The 18,878-nt window shown below is 60.0% G+C and carries 16 protein-coding genes and 1 tRNA gene; 9 read left to right on the top strand and 8 right to left on the bottom strand.

The window, feature by feature from the left end:
• Positions 1-23 precede the first annotated feature (23 nt).
• Positions 24-1,103, bottom strand: coding sequence for a PhoH family protein (locus ASU33_RS03230; protein WP_078062828.1), 1,080 nt, complete (start codon positions 1,101-1,103; stop codon positions 24-26).
• Positions 1,104-1,251: 148 nt separating this feature from the next.
• Here ASU33_RS03230 and ASU33_RS03225 point away from each other — a divergent pair, with 148 nt between their 5' ends.
• The 7 genes from ASU33_RS03225 (at position 1,252) to ASU33_RS03195 (ending at position 6,509) form a co-directional block, all read left to right on the top strand.
• Positions 1,252-2,025, top strand: a complete 774-nt coding sequence (locus ASU33_RS03225; RefSeq protein ID WP_059068056.1) for an SAM hydrolase/SAM-dependent halogenase family protein — start codon at positions 1,252-1,254, stop codon at positions 2,023-2,025.
• Between the two features lie 45 nt (positions 2,026-2,070).
• Positions 2,071-2,397: a putative quinol monooxygenase gene (locus ASU33_RS03220; RefSeq protein WP_059068054.1), complete on the top strand. Its 327-nt coding sequence runs from the start codon at positions 2,071-2,073 to the stop codon at positions 2,395-2,397.
• A gap of 98 nt (positions 2,398-2,495) precedes the next feature.
• A complete protein-coding gene (locus ASU33_RS03215) occupies positions 2,496-3,032 on the top strand; it encodes an iron-sulfur cluster co-chaperone HscB C-terminal domain-containing protein (RefSeq protein ID WP_059068051.1) in 537 nt (178 codons plus the stop codon).
• An 18-nt stretch (positions 3,033-3,050) separates the two neighbouring features.
• A tRNA-Leu gene (locus ASU33_RS03210) sits at positions 3,051-3,132 on the top strand.
• 114 nt (positions 3,133-3,246) lie between these two features.
• Entirely contained in the window at positions 3,247-4,575 is a 1,329-nt protein-coding gene (locus ASU33_RS03205) for a carboxylesterase family protein (RefSeq protein ID WP_059068049.1), read from the top strand.
• Between the two features lie 143 nt (positions 4,576-4,718).
• Positions 4,719-6,224: a M28 family metallopeptidase gene (locus ASU33_RS03200; RefSeq protein WP_059068046.1), complete on the top strand. Its 1,506-nt coding sequence runs from the start codon at positions 4,719-4,721 to the stop codon at positions 6,222-6,224.
• 63 nt (positions 6,225-6,287) lie between these two features.
• Positions 6,288-6,509, top strand: a complete 222-nt coding sequence (locus ASU33_RS03195) for a hypothetical protein (RefSeq protein ID WP_059068044.1) — start codon at positions 6,288-6,290, stop codon at positions 6,507-6,509.
• Positions 6,510-6,550: 41 nt separating this feature from the next.
• On the opposite strand, the gene ASU33_RS03190 is transcribed toward ASU33_RS03195, so the two are convergent.
• From ASU33_RS03190 to ASU33_RS03165, 6 genes are all read right to left on the bottom strand, one after another.
• Complete coding sequence (locus tag ASU33_RS03190) at positions 6,551-7,468, bottom strand: DUF6929 family protein (protein WP_059068042.1); 918 nt, start codon at positions 7,466-7,468, stop codon at positions 6,551-6,553.
• 180 nt (positions 7,469-7,648) lie between these two features.
• Complete coding sequence (locus ASU33_RS03185) at positions 7,649-9,712, bottom strand: RICIN domain-containing protein (protein WP_078062826.1); 2,064 nt, start codon at positions 9,710-9,712, stop codon at positions 7,649-7,651.
• 148 nt (positions 9,713-9,860) lie between these two features.
• Positions 9,861-10,061, bottom strand: a complete 201-nt coding sequence (locus ASU33_RS03180) for a hypothetical protein (protein WP_059068037.1) — start codon at positions 10,059-10,061, stop codon at positions 9,861-9,863.
• Between the two features lie 388 nt (positions 10,062-10,449).
• Positions 10,450-11,151: a response regulator gene (locus ASU33_RS03175; protein ID WP_059068035.1), complete on the bottom strand. Its 702-nt coding sequence runs from the start codon at positions 11,149-11,151 to the stop codon at positions 10,450-10,452.
• 357 nt (positions 11,152-11,508) lie between these two features.
• A complete protein-coding gene (locus ASU33_RS03170) occupies positions 11,509-12,825 on the bottom strand; it encodes an amidohydrolase family protein (protein WP_059068033.1) in 1,317 nt (438 codons plus the stop codon).
• A 58-nt stretch (positions 12,826-12,883) separates the two neighbouring features.
• Positions 12,884-15,934, bottom strand: a complete 3,051-nt coding sequence (locus tag ASU33_RS03165) for an amidohydrolase family protein (RefSeq protein ID WP_059068030.1) — start codon at positions 15,932-15,934, stop codon at positions 12,884-12,886.
• A 148-nt stretch (positions 15,935-16,082) separates the two neighbouring features.
• Here ASU33_RS03165 and ASU33_RS03160 point away from each other — a divergent pair, with 148 nt between their 5' ends.
• Positions 16,083-16,295 (top strand): hypervirulence associated TUDOR domain-containing protein, encoded by a 213-nt coding sequence (locus ASU33_RS03160; RefSeq protein WP_059068028.1) that lies wholly within the window; start codon positions 16,083-16,085, stop codon positions 16,293-16,295.
• 62 nt (positions 16,296-16,357) lie between these two features.
• Here ASU33_RS03160 and ASU33_RS03155 read toward each other — a convergent pair whose 3' ends face one another.
• The gene (locus tag ASU33_RS03155; RefSeq protein ID WP_059068026.1) at positions 16,358-17,911 is read right to left on the bottom strand and encodes an amino acid permease; all 1,554 of its coding nucleotides are present in this window, start codon (positions 17,909-17,911) and stop codon (positions 16,358-16,360) included.
• Positions 17,912-18,121: 210 nt separating this feature from the next.
• Here ASU33_RS03155 and ASU33_RS03150 point away from each other — a divergent pair, with 210 nt between their 5' ends.
• The gene (locus tag ASU33_RS03150; protein ID WP_059068024.1) at positions 18,122-18,631 is read left to right on the top strand and encodes a Spy/CpxP family protein refolding chaperone; all 510 of its coding nucleotides are present in this window, start codon (positions 18,122-18,124) and stop codon (positions 18,629-18,631) included.
• Positions 18,632-18,878 lie beyond the last annotated feature (247 nt).

Raw genomic sequence — 18,878 nt, 5'->3', positions numbered from 1 at the left:
CGAATAATATTAGCCAGCGTTACCTAGGCCTGCTCTTGGTTTACGGGCAGTTCCTGCACCGGGCGGTCGTCGCCATCGGCTTCGGCGGGGCGCTGCCCGGGCTGGTAGTAGCGCGCGGGGCGCACCGGGCGCTCGGCTTGCGCACGTTGCTGGTCGGCGTCGTGCTTGTCGTAGGCCATTACAATCTGCTTCACCAAGCGGTGGCGCACTACGTCTTCGGCCGACATTTCCACGAAACCAATACCAGGCACGTCTTGCAGAATATCCAAAGCTTGGAACAAGCCCGATTTAATCTTCGTGGGCAAGTCTACTTGGCTACGGTCGCCGTTCACCATCACTTTGGCGTTCGGGCCCATACGAGTCAGAAACATCTTCAGCTGCGAAGGCGTGGTGTTCTGGGCTTCGTCGAGCAGCACAAAGGCGTGGTTGAGCGTGCGGCCGCGCATGTACGCCAGCGGCGCAATCTCAATGGTCTTGTTCTCGAGGTAGAACTTAAACTTCTCGGGCGGCAGCATGTCCTCCAGCGCGTCGTAAATCGGGCGCAGGTAGGGGTCAACTTTCTCCTTCATGTCGCCGGGCAAAAAGCCTAGGTTCTCACCGGCTTCCACCACGGGGCGCGAAATGATGATTTTCTTGACCTCTTTGTTTTTGAGGGCACGCACGGCCAAGGCCACCGAAATGTACGTTTTGCCCGTACCGGCCGGCCCGAGGGCAAACACGAGGTCGTTTTTGTTCACGGCATCAACCAAGCGCTGCTGGTTGGCCGTTTTGGCCTTGATGATGCCCCCTTTCGCGCCAAACAAAATCACGTCGGGCGACGAGGCAAGGCGGGCGTCCTCCAGTTCCTCATCCGACGAGCCCACGTACTGCGCCACGGTTTTGTCCGTTACCTGGCCGTACTGGTGGTAATGCTCGAGCAGCGACGATAGGATGTCGTTGATGCGCTGGATAACGGCCGTTTGGCCCTGAATCTTAATCTCGTTTCCGCGCGAAATGATTTTACTGCCGGGGAAGGCAGCCGCCAGCTGGCGGATATTTTGGTTGTCGGGGCCTAAGAAGTCGACTAGCGAAACGTTCTCAAGCGTAATGACTTTTTCGACCAAGCTAGATAGATGTGAAAACGCCGATGGCGCAGTGGAGAGAGAAGAAAAGCGGCCAACTTGCTGAGCGGTCAGTCGGGGCCGATTGCCTACTTTTGCCGCCTCCGCAGTGGGTTTAAACAATAGTACGCATTCTTCTCAAAAACGGTCAATGGGCCTGATAACGTTCCTTTCGGACTTTGGCTACCGCGACCATTACGTGGCCGCGGTAAAAGCGCAGCTACTGCGCCTAGCGCCGGCCGTGCCCGTGCTCGACATTACGCACGCCATCGAGCCGTTCAACATCGCGCAAGCCGTACACGTGCTAGGTTCGGTTTTCGCTGATTTTCCCGAGGGTACGGTACACCTGATTGGTGTTGAAGACCACGGCGCCGGCCGCCGCGGTTGGCTGGCTGCCTCGTGGCGCGGGCACTACTTTGTAGCCGCCGACAATGGCATCCTGACGCTGCTCACCGACGGCCGCCCCGACGACCTGGTGCAATTGCCGCAACCAGCTGAGTGGCCCGCCTCCCCCACCCGCGAGGTGCTGGTGCCCGCGGCCGCGCACCTAGCCAAAGGCGGCGCCCTCACCGACCTAGGGCCGCTCACTACCGAGCTGTACCAGCTGCTCAACCGCCAGCTGCGCCTGCAAGATCACCGCATTACCGGCCACGTGGTGCACGTCGACCACTACGGCAACCTCATTACCAACATCACCCGCGCAGCCATTGAGGCCGTCGGCCACGACCGCCCCTACTCCATTCACTTCGCCCGCGAAACCGTGCGCCACATTGCCACGCACTACCAAACCGCCGACCCCGGCGACGCAGTGTGCGTGTTCAACAGCGAGGGGGCTTTGTGCATCGGCGTAAACCAGGGCAATGCCTCCGAACTGCTCGGCTTGCACTTCGATTCGCAGGTGGATGTGCGGTTTGCACAGGAGTAGCTAACAAGCCCTAGGTTGCTCCACCTTTATCAACTAGTAATAGCTATGCTGGTTCGCATTGTACGCATGACGTTTCGGCCCGAAGCCGTTACCGATTTTCTGAACGTGTTTCGGGCTTCCGAAGACCGGATTCGGCAACAACCCGGCTGCCGCCACATGGAGCTGTGGCAAGATGCCGACGCCCCCAACGTGTTTTGCACCCACAGCCACTGGGATTCGGCCGAGCACCTCGATGCCTACCGCCGATCTGCGCTGTTTGGCGAGGTGTGGCCGGCTACCAAGCGCCTGTTCGCCGCCCCGCCCGTCGCGTTTTCCGTAAACCCGGTAACGGCCAACAGCGCCCAGCTCCCACCCCCCGATTCGGTGCTGTAGCCAAACCAAACCCAGGAGCCCGTTGTTGCCCGGCACAGCTGGTGCATTACCGGCTTCCGTTCACCGTTTCGTGCGGCCGCAGCCGTGCGCTTTGCCTTATGCAGCCCGACTACTTTGCCTTCTACGGTCTTCCCGAAAGCTTTTTGCCCGACGAAAAGGCCCTTAAAACAAAATACTACGCCCTCAGCCGCGAGTATCACCCCGACTTTCATGCCACGGCTGCGCCCGAGCAGCAGCAGCAAATGCTGGAGCTCTCCACGCAAAACACCAACGCCTACCGTACCCTTTCGAGCTACGACCAGCGCCTGCAGTACATTTTGCAGCGCCACGGCCTGCTCGAAGAAGGCAAACAAGAGCTTCCGGCAGATTTTTTAATGGAAGTTATGGACCTCAACGAGCAGCTGATGGAGCTGGAATTTGAGCCTGATACCGAGGTAGCCACGCGGGTACAAACCGAGGTAGATCGAATTGAAAATGAAATAGAAACCGCCATTCGGCCGGTACTCCAGGGCTACACTGGATTGCCCGCAGAGGAACGCGCAGCGGCCTTGCAGCAGGTGCGTACTTATTATTTGAAACGCCGCTACCTCTTGCGCATTCGCGAAAGTCTCTCTAAGTTTGCTACCCGTTCCTGAGTCGTGGGAACGAGACAAGCCCAGATGGCGGAATCGGTAGACGCGTTGGTCTCAAACACCAATACCGCAAGGTGTGCCGGTTCGACCCCGGCTCTGGGTACTCAAAAGCCCTTCGGCACTGCTGCCGAAGGGCTTTTTGTTTTTCTATACCTCGGCCTAGCTCGTCCGTGCTGCGCGGGCTAACGTAAAGCTTGGCTCTGCTGCCACTTTCTGCATGTCCACGCTTTCTCCTGCTCACTTTCATACGCCAGCCGGCACCATCGTCGGCTATTACGATGGTGCGGTGGTGCGAGCCAGCGGTATCCGCTATGCTCGGGCTACTCGTTTTCAGCCGCCAGTTGACGAGCCGGCTTCCGCTGCGCCTATCCAGGCCACCAGCCCGGGGCCGGCGTGCCCGCAGGTAGTCGATTCGCTTTTGAACCAGGCCCTAGGTCCGGTACTGGCCGGCCGCACCTACAGCGAAGACTGCCTGCGGCTGACCGTTACGGCACCAGCCGATGCGCGCCCGGGTGAGCAGCTACCCGTAATCGTGTGGATACACGGCGGCTCATACGTGAGCGGCGCCGGCGACTTGGCCTTCTACGACCCCGTTTCGCTCGTTAGCGAACAGCGCGTGGTGGTGGTAGCGGTTACCTATCGGCTAGGCTTGTTTGGCTTCCTAGGTCGGGCTGATACTCCGGCGAACCTAGGCCTGCTCGACCTGATGGCGGCGCTACGCTGGGTGCAACGCAACATTGCCGGCTTTGGCGGCAACCCGGCGTGCGTAACCTTGCTGGGCCACTCATCGGGCGGCGACGCGGCCGCGCACCTCATGGTTGCGGAGGGTGCCGCAGGGTTGTTCGGGCGCGTAATACTGCACAGCGCGCCGCTTGGTCTAGCTCCCAACCGCTCCCGCATGACGCAGGCCATGGCCGCGGCGGTGGGCACCATAGCAGCTACTGCCAGCGCCGATGAGGTGTTGGCTATGGAGGTAAAAGCTTGGCGGGCGGCACGGTGGGCTGGGCTGAAAAGCGGAATGCCCTTTGGCACGCAGTACGGTGCCTACCCGCTACCACCCGAGGCGTCTGTAGCGCAAGCATGGCAGTTGGCAGCACCCAACATCGATGTGCTTATCGGGGCGACGGCGGAGGAACTGCGCTTTTTTGCCGTTATCGATCCGAAGTTTCGCCGGATTGAGCGGGTGCCGCTGCTCGGCCGAACCCTCACTCGCCAACTCGTGGCGGAAGGCTCGCGGCGTATCTACGTGGCTCCGGCCGCTGCCTTCGCGCGGCGGCATGCTCAAGCGGGTGGCCGCGCGTACCTGTTTAACGTAACCTTCAGCCCCCGCGGCAGCCTGTTCGGTGCCGCGCACACCATCGATTTGCCCTTGCTGCTAGGCACGCGCGAAACGTGGGAAGCGGTGCCACTGCTAGGTGATGTGCCGTGGGAAGAAGTTGCGGAAGCCGGCCGGCAAGTGCGCGCGCTCTGGACCACCTTTGCCCGCACCGGTGAGCTGCCGAGCAAAACGGAGGTTCCCGGCGTACTAGAGCTACAGCGCGTGTAACAACCTGCTGCGTCGCTCCCTATGTACTCTTTATAGCAGTAGCTTGGCACGCAGCACTGGTGCCTAGGCATGGCTATACTGTATGCCTGTTAAGGCACCTAAGGTACCTTTTGATGACACCCCATATCCACTTCACCATCCCTATGAACTACTTTTTACTCTTGCTAGCCGCCGCGCTCAGCTTGCTGACGGCCTGCGGCACACGGCCGCCAGGTGCCTCTTCCAAGGCTAGTACCTCGCCTACCGAGCCACCTGCGTTTGGTGCCATTCGCGAAGACGAGCTGCGCCGCGACTTGTTTGAACTGGCCAGCGACAGCCTGCGCGGGCGCCGCGCCGGCCGCGAAGACGAGCTACGCGCGGCCGTGTGGGTAGCCGACCGCGCCCGCGAAGCCGGCCTCGAGCCTGCCGGTGCCGATGGTACTTACTTTCAGTTTTACCCGTTGCGCCGAGTGGCCGTATCGGCCGATAGCCGGGTGCAGCTCAACGGGCAAGTTATAGCGCTGTGGCAGGATGCCTGGGTGACTAACCCCGTGGAGGCGCGCCTCGATGGACCAGTGGTGTGGCTGAATTCCATGGCCGACACCACCAAGCGTGACTTACGCGGCAAGATCGTGGCCATGAACCTGCTGCCGCCTACACCGCTGCCCGCACCCAAGATGAGCCTGTGGGGCTTTCGGTACATTTTATCGGCCCTAGGTCAGCAGGGTGCCGCTTTGCGCAGCAAGGGCGTAGCGGGCATTGTGCTGGTGGCCGATGCTACTGCCGAGCCGCAGTTGGGCTTTGTAGGCTTCCGCTACGAAGACGGTACCTACAACCTGCCGGCTACCACCACTCCAGCTACCCCACCGGCTGCCCCCCTGCTGCTGGTGCGCCAAGCCCTAGGTGCGCGGCTTCGCTCGAAAGCCACGCTTAAGGCGAGTTTGGGAGTCGACAGCTACATCTATCCATCCATCAACGTAATAGCCCGCGCGCCTGGCTCCGACGCTGCTCTGCGGGCCGAGCACGTGTTGTTCAGCGGGCACCACGACCACGACGGCGTAGGCCCGGCCCTGCAGGGCGACTCTATCTGGAACGGCGCCGACGACAACGCTACCGTGAGCGTGGCCATGCTGGCCATTGGGCGGGCCTGGAAACAGAACCCCGGCCGTCGCTCGGCGCTGTTTGTGTGGCACGGCGCCGAAGAGCGCGGCCTGCTGGGTTCGCGCTGGTACGCCGAGCACCCCACGGTGCCCAAAAACTCGATTGTAGCCGTGCTGAACGGCGATATGATTGGCCGCAACGCGCCCGACTCGGCAGCTTTGCTGGGCTCGGTGCCGCCGCACCGCAACTCCACGGCCTTGGTGAACATGGCCTTGCAAGCCAACAACCAGTTCACTAAGTTCAAGCTCGACAACACCTGGGACGACCCCAAGCACCCCGAAGGCTGGTACTTCCGCAGCGACCATTTGCCTTACGTGCGCGCGGGCATTCCGGGCTTGTTCTTCACCACGTTGCTCCACCCCGATTACCACACGCCCCGCGACGAAGCCTCGCGCATCGACATCACCAAGCTCGCCCGCATGACGCGCTGGATGTACGCCACGGGCTGGGCCGTCAGCAACACTCCGGAGCGCCCAAGCGTTGACCCAGGCGCGAAACTGGAACGTTAGTGCAGCAGTAAACACAGCAGGCCCCGCATCGGCACCTCAGGCTGATGGGGGGCTTTGCTATTCATGAGCGCACCTCTCACCACCTACCGTTACCTAGGCGACCGGCTTAGCCGCCTCATGGCTTCGGGCCTCATCGGCCAATTGTGCCAGCCCGTGCTCGATAGCCGCGGCAAGTGCATACGCGGGCGCAACGGCTCCATGCTAGTGCGGTTTGCCAGCGGCCCGGCAGTGGTGCTGGGCCGGCAGTTGCGCAAGGTGGCCCCTGCATCCAAACTGGACGAGTAGCCGGCTGCCTAGGTGATTTTGCCTGTTGCCAGCCTAGTACCCTAGGTGGTTAGCTCTACCTCCACGGCTGTGGAGCCGCCTTTGTCATCGTCGGTAACCAGCAGCAGTTCGTAGCGGCCGCGGGCGAGTTCGCGCCGCACGGTTATGCTCTCAACTTTGCCCAAGTAAGGTTTGCCGTTGGGCTGCACCAGCTGCGCCATGCGGGTAGGCACGGCATTGCGGCTCTGCTGCTTCGGGTCGATGATGCCCACGAAGCTGCCGAGCACCTCGCCGTCGGCCACGGGGTCGGTGGTATCTTCCACTGAAGCCGAAACGAACAGCAAATTTTTGTGCACCGAAGCGCCCGACAAACCCGACGGTTTGCCGTTGATGTGCGGCAAGGCATAGCGCTGCACCTCGATGCGCGGAACCTGCGCAGTGCGGTGCTGCACAAAATCCATGGCGGCGCCTAGGGAGCAGCGAAACACCAGGTTGCCAGCATCGGTGCCTACGCTGCGCTGCATCAGAAAGAGCGTGTCGGCGGTAGCTGCGGCGGCTTCCAGGTTCAGCGCAATGCCTTTGGGCAGCAAGGGCTTTAAGGCGTTGTACAACGGCGTAAGCGAAAGCGGATACACCGTAGCCGCGGGCGGGGTGCCGGCCCCGAGCGTAACCCAAAATCCTACCTCGCGCGCGGTGGTAGCGCCTGAACCCATCACCAGTAGGCCCTTTTGCCCATCGGGCAGCGCCACAGCCGTGAGGCATTCCAGGTCGGGCTTGAGGTCTTTGGGAATGCGGCCGGAGCTGAAATGCGCCGTTTCGAACAACTGCACCGGGTTGCCGGCCACCATGTCGCGGGCACTGAGGCAGTACAGAAAGGGGGCGTCGTCGCCGATGATGTACGCTAAGTCGCCCACTACCTCAATACCCGAGGCAGAAGGCAGCTTCGGCAACGACACTTCGCGCTGAATGGTGGCTTTCATGGGGGAGTTATCAGATGGCAGTGGTTAGTGCAAACGCTTCGATGGTACGCGGGGCTTTATGCCGCTACGCAAGCGGCAGCCGAGCCGTTGGCAATTCCACAGCCCGGCAGCGTTTGTTCGTGCAAGCCACCTACTGCATCAGCCCCAACAACCGGCAACTAGCCACTGACAACCAGCACCCTACTGCTTGGTAATGGTGAACTCCACGCGACGGTTGAGGCGGCGGGTTTCTTCGCGCTCGTTGCTGGCGCGGGGCTTGGTACCGCCGTACCCGACGGTGCTGATGCGCTCGGCGGCCACGCCCCGGGTCACGAGGTAACGTTTTACCTCGGCCACGCGCTCTTCCGAAAGCTTCACGTTCAGCTTGGCGTCGCCTTGATTATCGGTGTGGCCTTCAAGGCGGATTTCCACCGAGGTGTTGTCCTGCAGCGTGCGAGCCAGGCGGTTCAGCTCGGCGTACGAAGTACCCAGCAGGTTGGCCTTGCCCTGGGCGAAAATGATGGTGGGCAGTTCAAGGCGTGAGCCTACGGCAGCAGGCATCACGAGCAAATCCATCGTCAGCGGCCCCGAAACCGTGATGGTATCGGTTACGGTAAGAAAACCACCTGCGGTAGCGGCCACGCGGTAGCGGCCCGCGGGCAAGCTAAACTGGTAATTGCCGCCCGAAGCATCGGTGCGGCCCGTGGCATTGAATACGATGTCGCCACCTAGGCGCTGGGCTTTTACCTCGGCCACCACGGGTTTGCGCGTGCGGGCATCGAGCACGCGGCCTTGCACAAAGCCGCGCGGCGGGGCAGTAGCTACGGGCACAACGGCCGCTACGGGTGCCTGGGCCACTACCGTATCGGGGGCGGGCGTAAGGCCCGCGGCCGCGCGTACTATGTCGGCGGGACCGTTGGTGGTACGCGCCGCGGCCCAATAAGCCGATTTGCCATCGGGGCCCAGCTGAAAGTAGGCATCGAAACCAGGCCCGTTTACCACGGGCCCTAGGTTGCGGGGCTCCGTCCAGCGCGTCCAGGTGTCGTCAAGTCGTTCGCACACGAAAATGTCGGCGCTGCCGTAACCGGCGTGGCCGTACGAGGCGAAGTACAGCGTTTTGCCATCGGGCGCGAGCCAGGGTGCAAAGTCGAAACCAGGCGAATTCACCGTTCCGCCCAGGCTGCGCGGCTCTGTCCAGCCACCATCGCGGTCGGGCTGGCTGATGTATAAGTCGTTGGCGCCTTGCCCATCGGCCCGCTCAAGGCTCATCAGCAGCACTTTTTCGTCGGGCGTCATGTAAAACGTCGACGAGGTGCCGGTGGTGTAGTAGTTCAGGATTTCCACCGACTCCATTTTGCCCCAGGCATTGCCTATGCGCCGGGCTTTGGAAACGCCCTCGTCCTTGGAAGTACCGTCGGACTGGTACCAGCCGCGCACCAGCAGGGCATTGCCGCCGCTTAATACGGCTTGCACCCCGTTGTGCTGCGGCGAGTTAAGAGCATCGAGGCGGGTAGCCTGGCTCCAGGTCTGGCCGTTGTCGGTGGTTTGGCTTGTCCATACGTCGCCCGATTCGGTGTTGCCTTCGGTGTTGCCAGCAAAGCGCGTACGCACGAAAAACATGGTTTTGCCATCGGCCGTGAGCACCGGGTGCAGCTCGTTCGACGGCGTATTGATGGCGGCACCTAGGGGCGCGGGCGTACCAAAGGTGCGGGCGGTTTCGGCCACTTGCAGCCGCAACGGAAACATGCGCCACTGCTGCGTGGCTTTGGTTTGGGCGCGCTGGCCCACCACGCCGGTGCCGTTCAGCTTATCGGTATTGGGCACAGCCAGGCAAAAATCGTTGCCGCGGCTTACGATTTGAGCGCAACCCACTGGGCCAGCCGCTACCAGCTTCCATTGCTGATACAGGCTACCGGTGTAGGGGCGCTGCACCACGGGGGCGTTTTCGTCGGGGCGTTCGAGGGTGAGGCACTTGCCGCTGTGGCGCGCCTCAATGCGGTACCACTCGCTGCCCGGGCTGATGCGCACAAAGCGCCACTGCTGGCTTTGGGCCTGGGTAAACTCCCACTGCACCACGCTTGCCCCGGCTTCGGCCGAAGCACCTTTTACCTCGAGCGCCCGTCCGCTGGCCCGGGCCACTACCCCGTAAAAAGTACCCTCGGTGGGCGTTGGGGCGTTTTGCGCAGCCGCTTGGCGGTGGCCCAGCATTGCACACATCCACAACAGCACCACACAGCTACGCAACATTACAGAGGCAATCGGCATAAGGCTAAACAGCACACTTGGTCTGGTGTGCAAGTTAGGCGAAATCCGTGCCTATGGTGTTTGGGGCAAAAGCAACATCGCCCACCTAGCTTAGCCAAGTGGGCGATGCGCGTGGGAGTTGCCAGAGGCAAATAGCGTCAGTGTGTTCTCATGCTTGGTTGTGTATGTACTTGAAGCGCACAAATTTGTCATTCTCATAGATGGCCGTGAAGTGTCCACCGCTGTTGGCGTCGACGGGCTGACGCTCTGCGGTTTTGGCCGGAGCGCTGCTCGAGGTAGGAACAGCCGGGTAGGCGCCAGGGATTACACCGGGGACGTGGCAGATGAAGGAGAGGATCTTTGAAGCCATGTTCGTTCTCGTGTTTAAGGTTGTTGGAAAAGAGGTTGGGTGTGAAGAAGCGTAAGCTAAGCAAGAAGTCGTTTACAAGTATAAATTAAATTTTAATTAATTGAACGATGCTAAGATAACAGAATATTTTGTTGCGACACCATCCGTAGCATTACGGAATTTAATATCCGTATTAGCACGTACCAACTGACTCAGTACCAGCTCGGATACAACACAAGCTGTAGATACCTAGACAGTGTTCGCAGACGCAATACGGCACCTCATAGACTATGGTTGAGTTTCGGATCAAAAACTATTTTTATCCTACTTAAGCTCGCTTAAAGCAAAAAACCTCCCGGCACTGCTGCCGGGAGGTTCGCTCGCTCTTTCGAAAAGACCCTAGGCGCACCTAGGAATTGTTGATGAGCTTGTGCTTAAGTGCGTACTGAATAAGCCCGACCACTGACTTGGAGTTGGTTTTGGTGAGGATGTTTTTGCGGTGCGTCTCCACCGTTCGCTCGCTGATAAACAGCTTCTCGGCAATTAAGGCATTGGGGTACTCGCGCGCAATCAACTGCAGTATCTCCATCTCGCGGGCGGTTAGCTCCACGGGGCGCTCCTCGCGAGCTTCGCTGTGGTTGTTGCCGTTGCGGTGCAGGTTCTGCAGCAGCGCTGCTCCCACTTCGGGGCTGAAGAAGGTACGCCCCGCCGCCACCTGCCGAATGGCATCGGTGAGTTCGGGCTTGGTGGTGTTCTTGAGCACGTAGCCCGAGCCGCCCGCCTCCATGACATCGGTTACGGAGCTATGATCGTGAAAGACCGACAAGGCCAAACTGCACACCGAGGGGTGCGCCGTCCGGATAGAACGCATCAACTCCACACCCGTCATGCCGGGCATGTTCAAATCGATAATTGCCACCCGGATGGCGGGGTTTTCCTGCAAACGCAGCAGGGCGTCGCCGCCCCCGCTGGCTGTTGCTACCACCTGTATATCCGGGATGTCTTTCAGCAAGGCTTTTATGCCTTCGATTACCAATGGGTGGTCGTCGACCAGGAGCACCTGCAAAACATTGGTCGAGGCTTGGCTCACGGCTCCGGAATTGTTGCTCATGGAAGGGTCACCTAGGCTATTGCCAAACATGCGGGTATTTATACGAAAGCTTGTTGCGCTGCGGACTCAGCAGGATAGCACCGCAAAGTACGATACAATCGGGAGGGCAACAGTAGGGAAGTAATAGCGGGCAATGCGACCTTCAGACTCCATACCTGACTGTCAGTAAATTATCAGTGCAATTGCACCCTGACAATATACAAGCAAGTTTTGCGCGTCACCTAGGTGGTAAATACGCAATCCGCAGCGGTAAATACTTACCGCTGCGGATCGATCCAAGCTCAGGTATGATTAGCAGAAGATATTCAGCTCAAGCGAGCCTCCCGCTCGGCATACCTGTCGAGCGGGAGGGCTACGCTACAAACCGTACTTGCCGCTAAACTTGCGGTTGAGGTACAGCTGCTTGTTCTCGAGGCTAAAGGACCGGCCGTCGATATAAGCGCGCGTTACGTTGTTGGAACGCATATCAAGCAGGTCGCCGGTGCTTACCACCAAGGTGGCACTCTTGCCTTGCTCCAGGCTGCCGTAGTCCTTATCGAGGCCCATCATACGGGCGGGGCTCAGGGTTACGGCCGTTAGGGCTTCCTCCTTGCTCAGGCCGAAATTGGCCGCCGTGCCGGCAATAAAGGCCAAGTTGCGCGAGCCGGGTATTTCCATGTCGCCTTGGTAATCGAGGCAGAACGGAATGCCGGCCTGCTGCAAAATGTACGGCAGCTTGTAGGGCAAGTCGTAGTCGTCGTCGGCGCGGCGCGGCAAGGCATGGATGCGCGAAAGCACCACGCCTACGTTGTTCTGCTTCAGAAAGTCGAGGGCCATCCAAGCGTCGCGGGCGCCTACTACCGACACCTTTTGCACGCCCAGGCGCTTGGCAAAGCGCACCGCCTCGATAATCTCCTTGCCGTAGTCGACGTGGATGAACAGCGTCTTGGAGCCGTCGAACAAGCCACCCAGGGCCGTAAGGCGCAGGTTTTCTTTGCGGCCTTTGGGTAGTTGCTGGTAGGCGGCCGCTTCGCTCAACAGGCTTTCCAGGTCGCGGAGTTGCTGCTCGCGCGTGTCCTGGCGTTTTTGCACGGCTTGGGCATCTTCGGTAGCACTGAGCTTCAGCACCATGCCGGGCCAGTTCAGGTGCAAGCCGTCATCGGCCTTCACGGCGGCGTCCTGCCAGTTCCAGGCATCGAGCTGCACCACCGAGCTTTGCCCCGAAATCATGCCGCCCCTGGGGGTTACCTGGGCCAGCAGCACGCCGTTGGTGCGCAGCGTCGGGATGATGTCGGAGTCGGTGTTGTAGGCAATCAGGGCGCGCACGTTAGGGTTGAACACGCCCACCTCGCGCGAGTCGACGGTAGCGCGCACGGCGTCCACTTCCGTCAGACCTAGGGTGGTGTTCGGCAAAATCAGGCCGGGGTAAATGTGCTGGCCTTTCACATCCACTACCTCGTAGGCGGCCTTGTCGGCAGCAAAGCCGTTTTGGGCACCTACGTAGGTAATGCGGCCTTTATCGAAAGCTACGGCGGCATCGTTCACTACGGTGCCGTTGCCTACGTGCAGCGTGCCGCCCACCAGCAGCACGGGCTTGGCTTGCGGCGGTGCCGGCGTGGGCACCTGCGCCAGGGCTGAAGTTGCAGTGGCACCTAGGGCAACGCCTAGGGTAAAGAGTTTATGCGTAAAGCGCATGGCTTGTTTGTCTGATAAGTTGAGGTAGCGCCGCACGAGCTGGAGCGCCTTCCAGGGCTTACTGATCCAGGTCTTTGTCTTCGCCTACCGTGTCGCAGTGAAAGTGGCCGGTTTGGCGCTGCACGCCCATCTGAGTGGGCGCACCGCCTTTCTTGGCATCAATCATCTTCTGCACCAGGCGCTGGCGTTCTTGCTTCATCAGCTGGCGCAGTTGCAGGTCGCTTTCCAGATCAAACATCTGCCGGCCATCCACGAAGGTGCGCTCGGCTTTGGCGTAAATGCTCAGCGGGTTGGCCGTCCAGAGCACCACGTCGGCATCTTTGCCTTCCTTAATCGAGCCCATCTGCTTGTCGAGCTTCAGGGCGCGGGCGGGGTTCAGCGTAACCAGCTTCAAGGCTTCTTCCTCCGAAAGCCCGCCGTATTTAATGGTTTTAGCAGCTTCTTGGTTGAGGCGGCGCGACATCTCGGCGTCGTCGGAGTTAATGCACACGTTCAGGCCCACCTTCGTCATGATAGCGGCGTTGTACGGAATGGCATCGCGCACCTCGTTTTTGTAGGCCCACCAGTCGGAGAACGTGGAAGCCGTAGCCCCGTGCGCCTTCATCTTGTCGGCCACTTTGTAGCCCTCCAGAATGTGCGTGAAGGTATTCACTTTGAAACCCATGCGCTCGGCCACGTTTAGGAGCATGTTAATCTCGCTCTGCACATAGCTGTGGCAAGTGATGTTGCGCTTGCCTTCCAGGATTTCAACCAAGGCATCCAGCTCCAGGTCGCGGCGCGGGGCGCCAACCTTCTTTTGCTTGCCCTTGCCGAGTTTGTTGAAGGCGGCCCACTCCTGCTGGTATTCCTTGGCGCGGGTAAAGGCATCCACGAACACCTGCTCCACGCCCATGCGCGATTGGGGGAAGCGCGTTACGTTCAGGTCGCCCCAGTTGGCTTGCTTCACGTTTTCACCTAGGGCAAACTTGATGAAGCCCGGCGTGCCCTGAATTTTATACTGCTCACCGGGCATGCCCCAGCGCAGCTTAATTACGGCCGATTGGCCGCCAATGGCGTTGGCCGAGCCGTGCAGCAACTGCGCCGCTACTACCCCACCGGCCAGGTCGCGGTACACGTCTACGTCCTCGGCATCTACCACGTCGCTCACGCGCACCTCGGAGGTAACCGATTGGGTGCCTTCGTTTACGCCTTCGCTAATGGCAATGTGCGAGTGTTCATCAATGATGCCGGGCGTGAGGTGTTTGCCGGTGCCGTCGATGGTGCGGGCACCGCTGGGCGCTACCAAGCCCTTGCCCACTTTGGCAATCTTACCGTCTTTCAGGAGCACGTCGGCACCCTCCAAGCGGCCGTCCTTTTCGTTGGTCCAAACGGTGGCGTTTTTGATTAATACCACCTCCTGCTTAGGCACCTCGGTGCGACCGTACGCCACAAAGGGGTACATCATACCGCCCAATTGCGGAGCTTCGGGGGCTTTGGTCGAGTCGCGCTTGGCGGCGCGGCTGGCTTCCTCGAGGCGGCGGGCGGTCCATTTCACCTGGCTGGCATCGGGCATCTGGCCTTCGCCCTGAAACACGCGCCCCTCGGCGGTGTAGTAGCCACTTAGGCGCACGGTTTGGCCTTTGGCTTTGCCCTTCTGGCTGAACACAATGGTTGCCAGGTCGCCGGTTACGCTCAGGCTGCCGCGTACGGTATCCTTAGGTGCCAAGGCAACTTTCAGCTCGGGCGCTTCGGGCTTGCCGGCTACCAGCATGCGTACCTCGGGCTGCTGGCCGATCTGTAGCGCGTACACACCGCGGTAATCGGTGGGCACCTCGCTCAGCTTGTAGCGGCGGCCTTGCACCCAATTGTCGAGCAGCACGTTGTCGTCGGCAAACAAGCGCGCTGAGGTCACTAGGAAGTTAGCTTCCATGCCGGGCTTCAAGGCCCCTACCCTATCCTGCACTTTCAGCAGCTCGGCGGGGGTGGCCGTGAGGGCACGCAGGGCTTCTTCTTCGGGCAAGCCGTAGCGCACGGCCGTGCGCAAGTTCGTCCAGAACTTCTTTTTGTCCTTCAGGTCGGCCGACGACAGGGCGAAACGCACGCCGGCTTTCTGCAGCAGCGCCGCGTTGGCCGGGGCCATTTCCCAGTGCTTCAGGTCTTCGAGGGCGATGCGCGTGGCATCGTAAATGTCATCTACCTGGTAGGCATCAGGGAAGTTCAGCGTGAGGATCAGCGGCGCCTTGGTGGCTTTTATATCCTCAATGCGCTGGTACTCGTCGCCGCGGCCTTTAACGATGTATTGCTGACCGAACTCGTCGCCCACGCGGTCGGCACGCAGCAGGCTTTGTTTATCACGCACCTCAAAAATTTGGGGCAGGCGGCGCTGTTCGTTTAGGGCCCGCAGCGAGAGGTTTTGCTCTTTTTGCGGGTTGCGCTGGTTCCAGTCGGCGTCGAGGTAGGTTTGGCGCAGCAGGGCAATGCTGCCCATGAGCGACGAAGGGTAATCCTGCGTGCTGGTGCCTTTATCGAACGAGTATGCGGCAGCAGCCCGGTCGAGCAGCAGCACTTCGGCTTCTTTGCGGCCTGAACTCAGGGCCACTAGTGCGCCCGTACCGCGCGCAATGCCGTCGTTTTGGTGCGTGAGCACAGTCCCAAAGCCCAGCTTGCGCAGCTGCTCGGCCTGCTCGTCGTTCACCTTAAACAGCTCGGCGGCGTTTACCTCGGGGTGCACGGCCTGATTCCAGTCGTAGGCACCGGCTTTGGTGCTTTCGAACTGCGGCCCCTGCGCACGGCGGCCACGGTTATCGGCGGGCTTTACTTCGGGCAGGCCGTAGTTGGAGTAAGCCTCCACAAAAGCCGGGTAGATATGGCGGCCGCGCATGTCCTGCACTACCGCACCGGCGGGCACTTTCAGGTTTTTGCCCACCGCCTCTACTTTCCCGTCGCGGATAACGAGCGTGGCGTCGTCGAGGCGGGTTTTGTAGTCGGTAAAGATGGTGGCGTGCGTGAAGGCAAAGAGGCCGGGGCGTTCGTCGTACACGCCGTTGCGCGGGTACGTTACCTGCGCCCAGACCGGACTAACTGCTGCCAGCCCGAACACCAAGCCCAGCAGGCGTAAATGGTTTCGCATGCGAAAAAAGCGGTGGAAAAGAGGTGAGTGAACCCACTAAAGGTAGCCAAAGAAACTGCTGTGATTACAAGGGTTGCAGCCGCGCAAAGCCGAGTTTTGGCCCCGTGCGTAAGTACATCATTGCCAACTCACTTTCATCCCGACAATTATGCGCAAAGGCACCCGCGTTTCCTGGAAATACGGCACCGGTACAGCAACCGGCAAAATCGAGCAAACCTTCAAAGAACCGGTTTCCCGCACCTTTAAGGGCTCCGAAATAACCCGCAAAGGCACTCCCGACAACCCGGCTTTTTTGATTGTGCAAGAAAACGGCGACCGGGTGCTTAAGCTGAAAAGCGAAGTGCAGCCGGCCGGTAAGTAGCCAAACAAAAAAGCCCCGCCGGGTTATCGGCAGGGCTTTTCGTAAGTGACTAGGAAAAGAACCTAGGCGTTTTTGGGATCGGGCTCAATGAAGGCTTGTTCCTCCATTTCGGTGGGTACTACCACAATACCTTGCTGCAGCTTCGAGTTGCGCTTGCCGTAGATGAAGTACACGATAAAGCCGAGGATCATCCAGCCCAAAGCTAGCTTCAGGGTATTGGAATCCAGGGCCACAATCATGCCTAGGCAGATAGCCGCACCCAGGAAAGGCACCAGCGGAAACGCAGCCGAGGATAGCGGCGCCCGGAACGGACGGGGCTGCTCGGGGTTGGAGCGGCGCATCAGCCACACACCAGCCGATACCAGCACGAAAGCCAGCAGCGTACCGAACGAGGTAAGGTCGCCGGCAAGCGAACCGGGCACGAAGGCAGCAAACGCACCCACAAATACCAGCAGCGCTAGGTTAGACTTGTAGGGCGTGCGGAACTTGGGGTGCAGTTCGGAAAAAGCTTTCGGCATCAGGCCGTCGTTGGCCATGGAGAAAAACACGCGCGACTGGCCCATGAGCATTACCAGGATTACCGAGGTAAAGCCAAACAGAATGGCGCCCGTAACGGCCGTGCCCAGCCACTTGAAGTCCGTCATGTAGGTTTCGATGGCATACGTTACCGATGCCTCGCCGCCCTTGGCCGGGTCGGCAAACTCGCGCCAGTTGGCAACACCCGTAAGCACGTGGCCAAATAGGATGTAAAGAATGGTGCAGACAGCCAGCGAGCCAAGGATGCCAATGGGCATGTCGCGCTTGGGGTTCTTGGCCTCCTGTGCAGCCGTCGAAACGGCGTCGAAACCAATGAAAGCAAAGAACACGATGGCCGCGCCGCCCAGGATACCGCCCAGGCCGTGCTTGTTCCACTCGGTGTATTCGCGCACAATTTTGCCACCGCTAATTACGGGTTCGGCATTTTCGGGAATCAGGTAGGGCGTGTGGTTAGCGGGGTTGATGTACTGCCAACCCACTGCAATGAACACCAGAACCACCGCAACCTTCAGCACCACCAGAAACGCGTTCAGGGTTGCCGACTCTTGCGTGCCTTTGATGAGCAGCAGGCTCAGCACCACTACAATCGCCAATGCCGGCAGGTTGATGATACCGCCTTCAAACGGCGAGTGGCTCAGGCTGTACGGGACTTCCGTCCCAAAAACCTGTAAGAGCTTGTTCAGGTATTCGCTCCAGGCAATGGATACGGTGGCCGCACCTAGGGCGTATTCCATAATCAGTGCCCAACCGATAACCCAAGCCACAAACTCGCCCATGGTGGTGTAGGCGTAGGTGTAGGCCGAACCGGCAATCGGAATCATCGCCGCAAACTCGGCGTAGCACAGGCCTGCAAATGCGCAACCAATGGCGGCCACGATGAATGCTAGGGTAACGCCCGGGCCCGAAGCCTGCGCGGCCGCTGCAGCGGTACGCACAAACAGGCCAGCCCCGATGATAGCCCCGACGCCGAGTGCCACCAGGTTAGCCGCGCCCAGGGTGCGCTTAAGAGCGCCTTCGCCGGAGGCATTGGCTTCGCCCAACAGCTGAGCGAGCGGTTTTTTGGCGAAAATGTTTGCCATTAGTGAGAGTGAATGGGGAGAATATTAGAGAGAAGTTGGTCGTGGAATACCGCACCGGGCCGCAAACGGACACGTCGGGGCCCGAATATAGGCAGAATCCGGCTTGCTGCTAGCTTGGCCCGGAAGTTGCCCTAGGTTACTTGGGGTCGATTAAACCACCTAGCCTGTTTGCCCTCTAAGCAAGCAGATTTCATTACAGACACTCCTTCCATGAAAAAGATGCTTCTGCTGCTGACGGTTGCTACCCTCGGCTTTACCACCGCTCAAGCCCAAAATACTGCTACCGCGCCGGCTTCGGCGCAACAAGGACCAGGCATGGGCCGTGGCCAAGGCCGCTTTTCGCCCGAGCAGCGCGCCGATCTGCAAACCCAGCGCCTCACTAAGCAGCTCAGCCTCACGGCCGATCAGCAAACCAAGGTACGCACCATCTTCCTGGCGCAAGCCAACGAAATGGAAACCCTGCGCGGCCAAATGACGCCCGGCAGCACCGAGCGCCAGGCCCTAGGTCAGAAAATGCAGGAAACCCGCACCCGCACCGATGAGCAATTGCGCGGCGTACTCACGCCCGAGCAGTTTGCGCAGTACCAAGCCAAGCGCGAAGACCAACTGGAAAACCGCATGGAGCGCCGCGAGGAAATGAAAGAAGCCAAAGTGAAAGCCAAGGGCGACAAGCTCAAGGTGAAAGGCGAAAAGGATAAGGCCAAGGTGAAAGCCAGCTAAGGCACTGCTCCACCCATCTCCACTTCCTCAAAAAGCCGCTCCTATCTTAGGAGCGGCTTTTTTGCTTGCGCACCCAGCTCATCGGCGGCCACCTCTGCCATTGCGCCACCTAGGTGCTGCTGGGCTGTTGGGGAGGCCACTATGGGTGCAATAATCTGCCTTAAGGGGAATTTATGCTTAGCACCCACTGATAAGCAACTATTTACGTGCGTACTAATGCTTAGCTGGTGCAAATTTCGATACAGCA

Origin of the sequence: Solirubrum puertoriconensis, from assembly GCF_001483135.1 — a bacterium.
GTDB lineage: Bacteria > Bacteroidota > Bacteroidia > Cytophagales > Hymenobacteraceae > Solirubrum > Solirubrum puertoriconensis.
The sequence above is the reverse complement of the archived record's forward strand: the minus strand, read 5'-3'. Positions and strand labels throughout refer to the sequence as shown.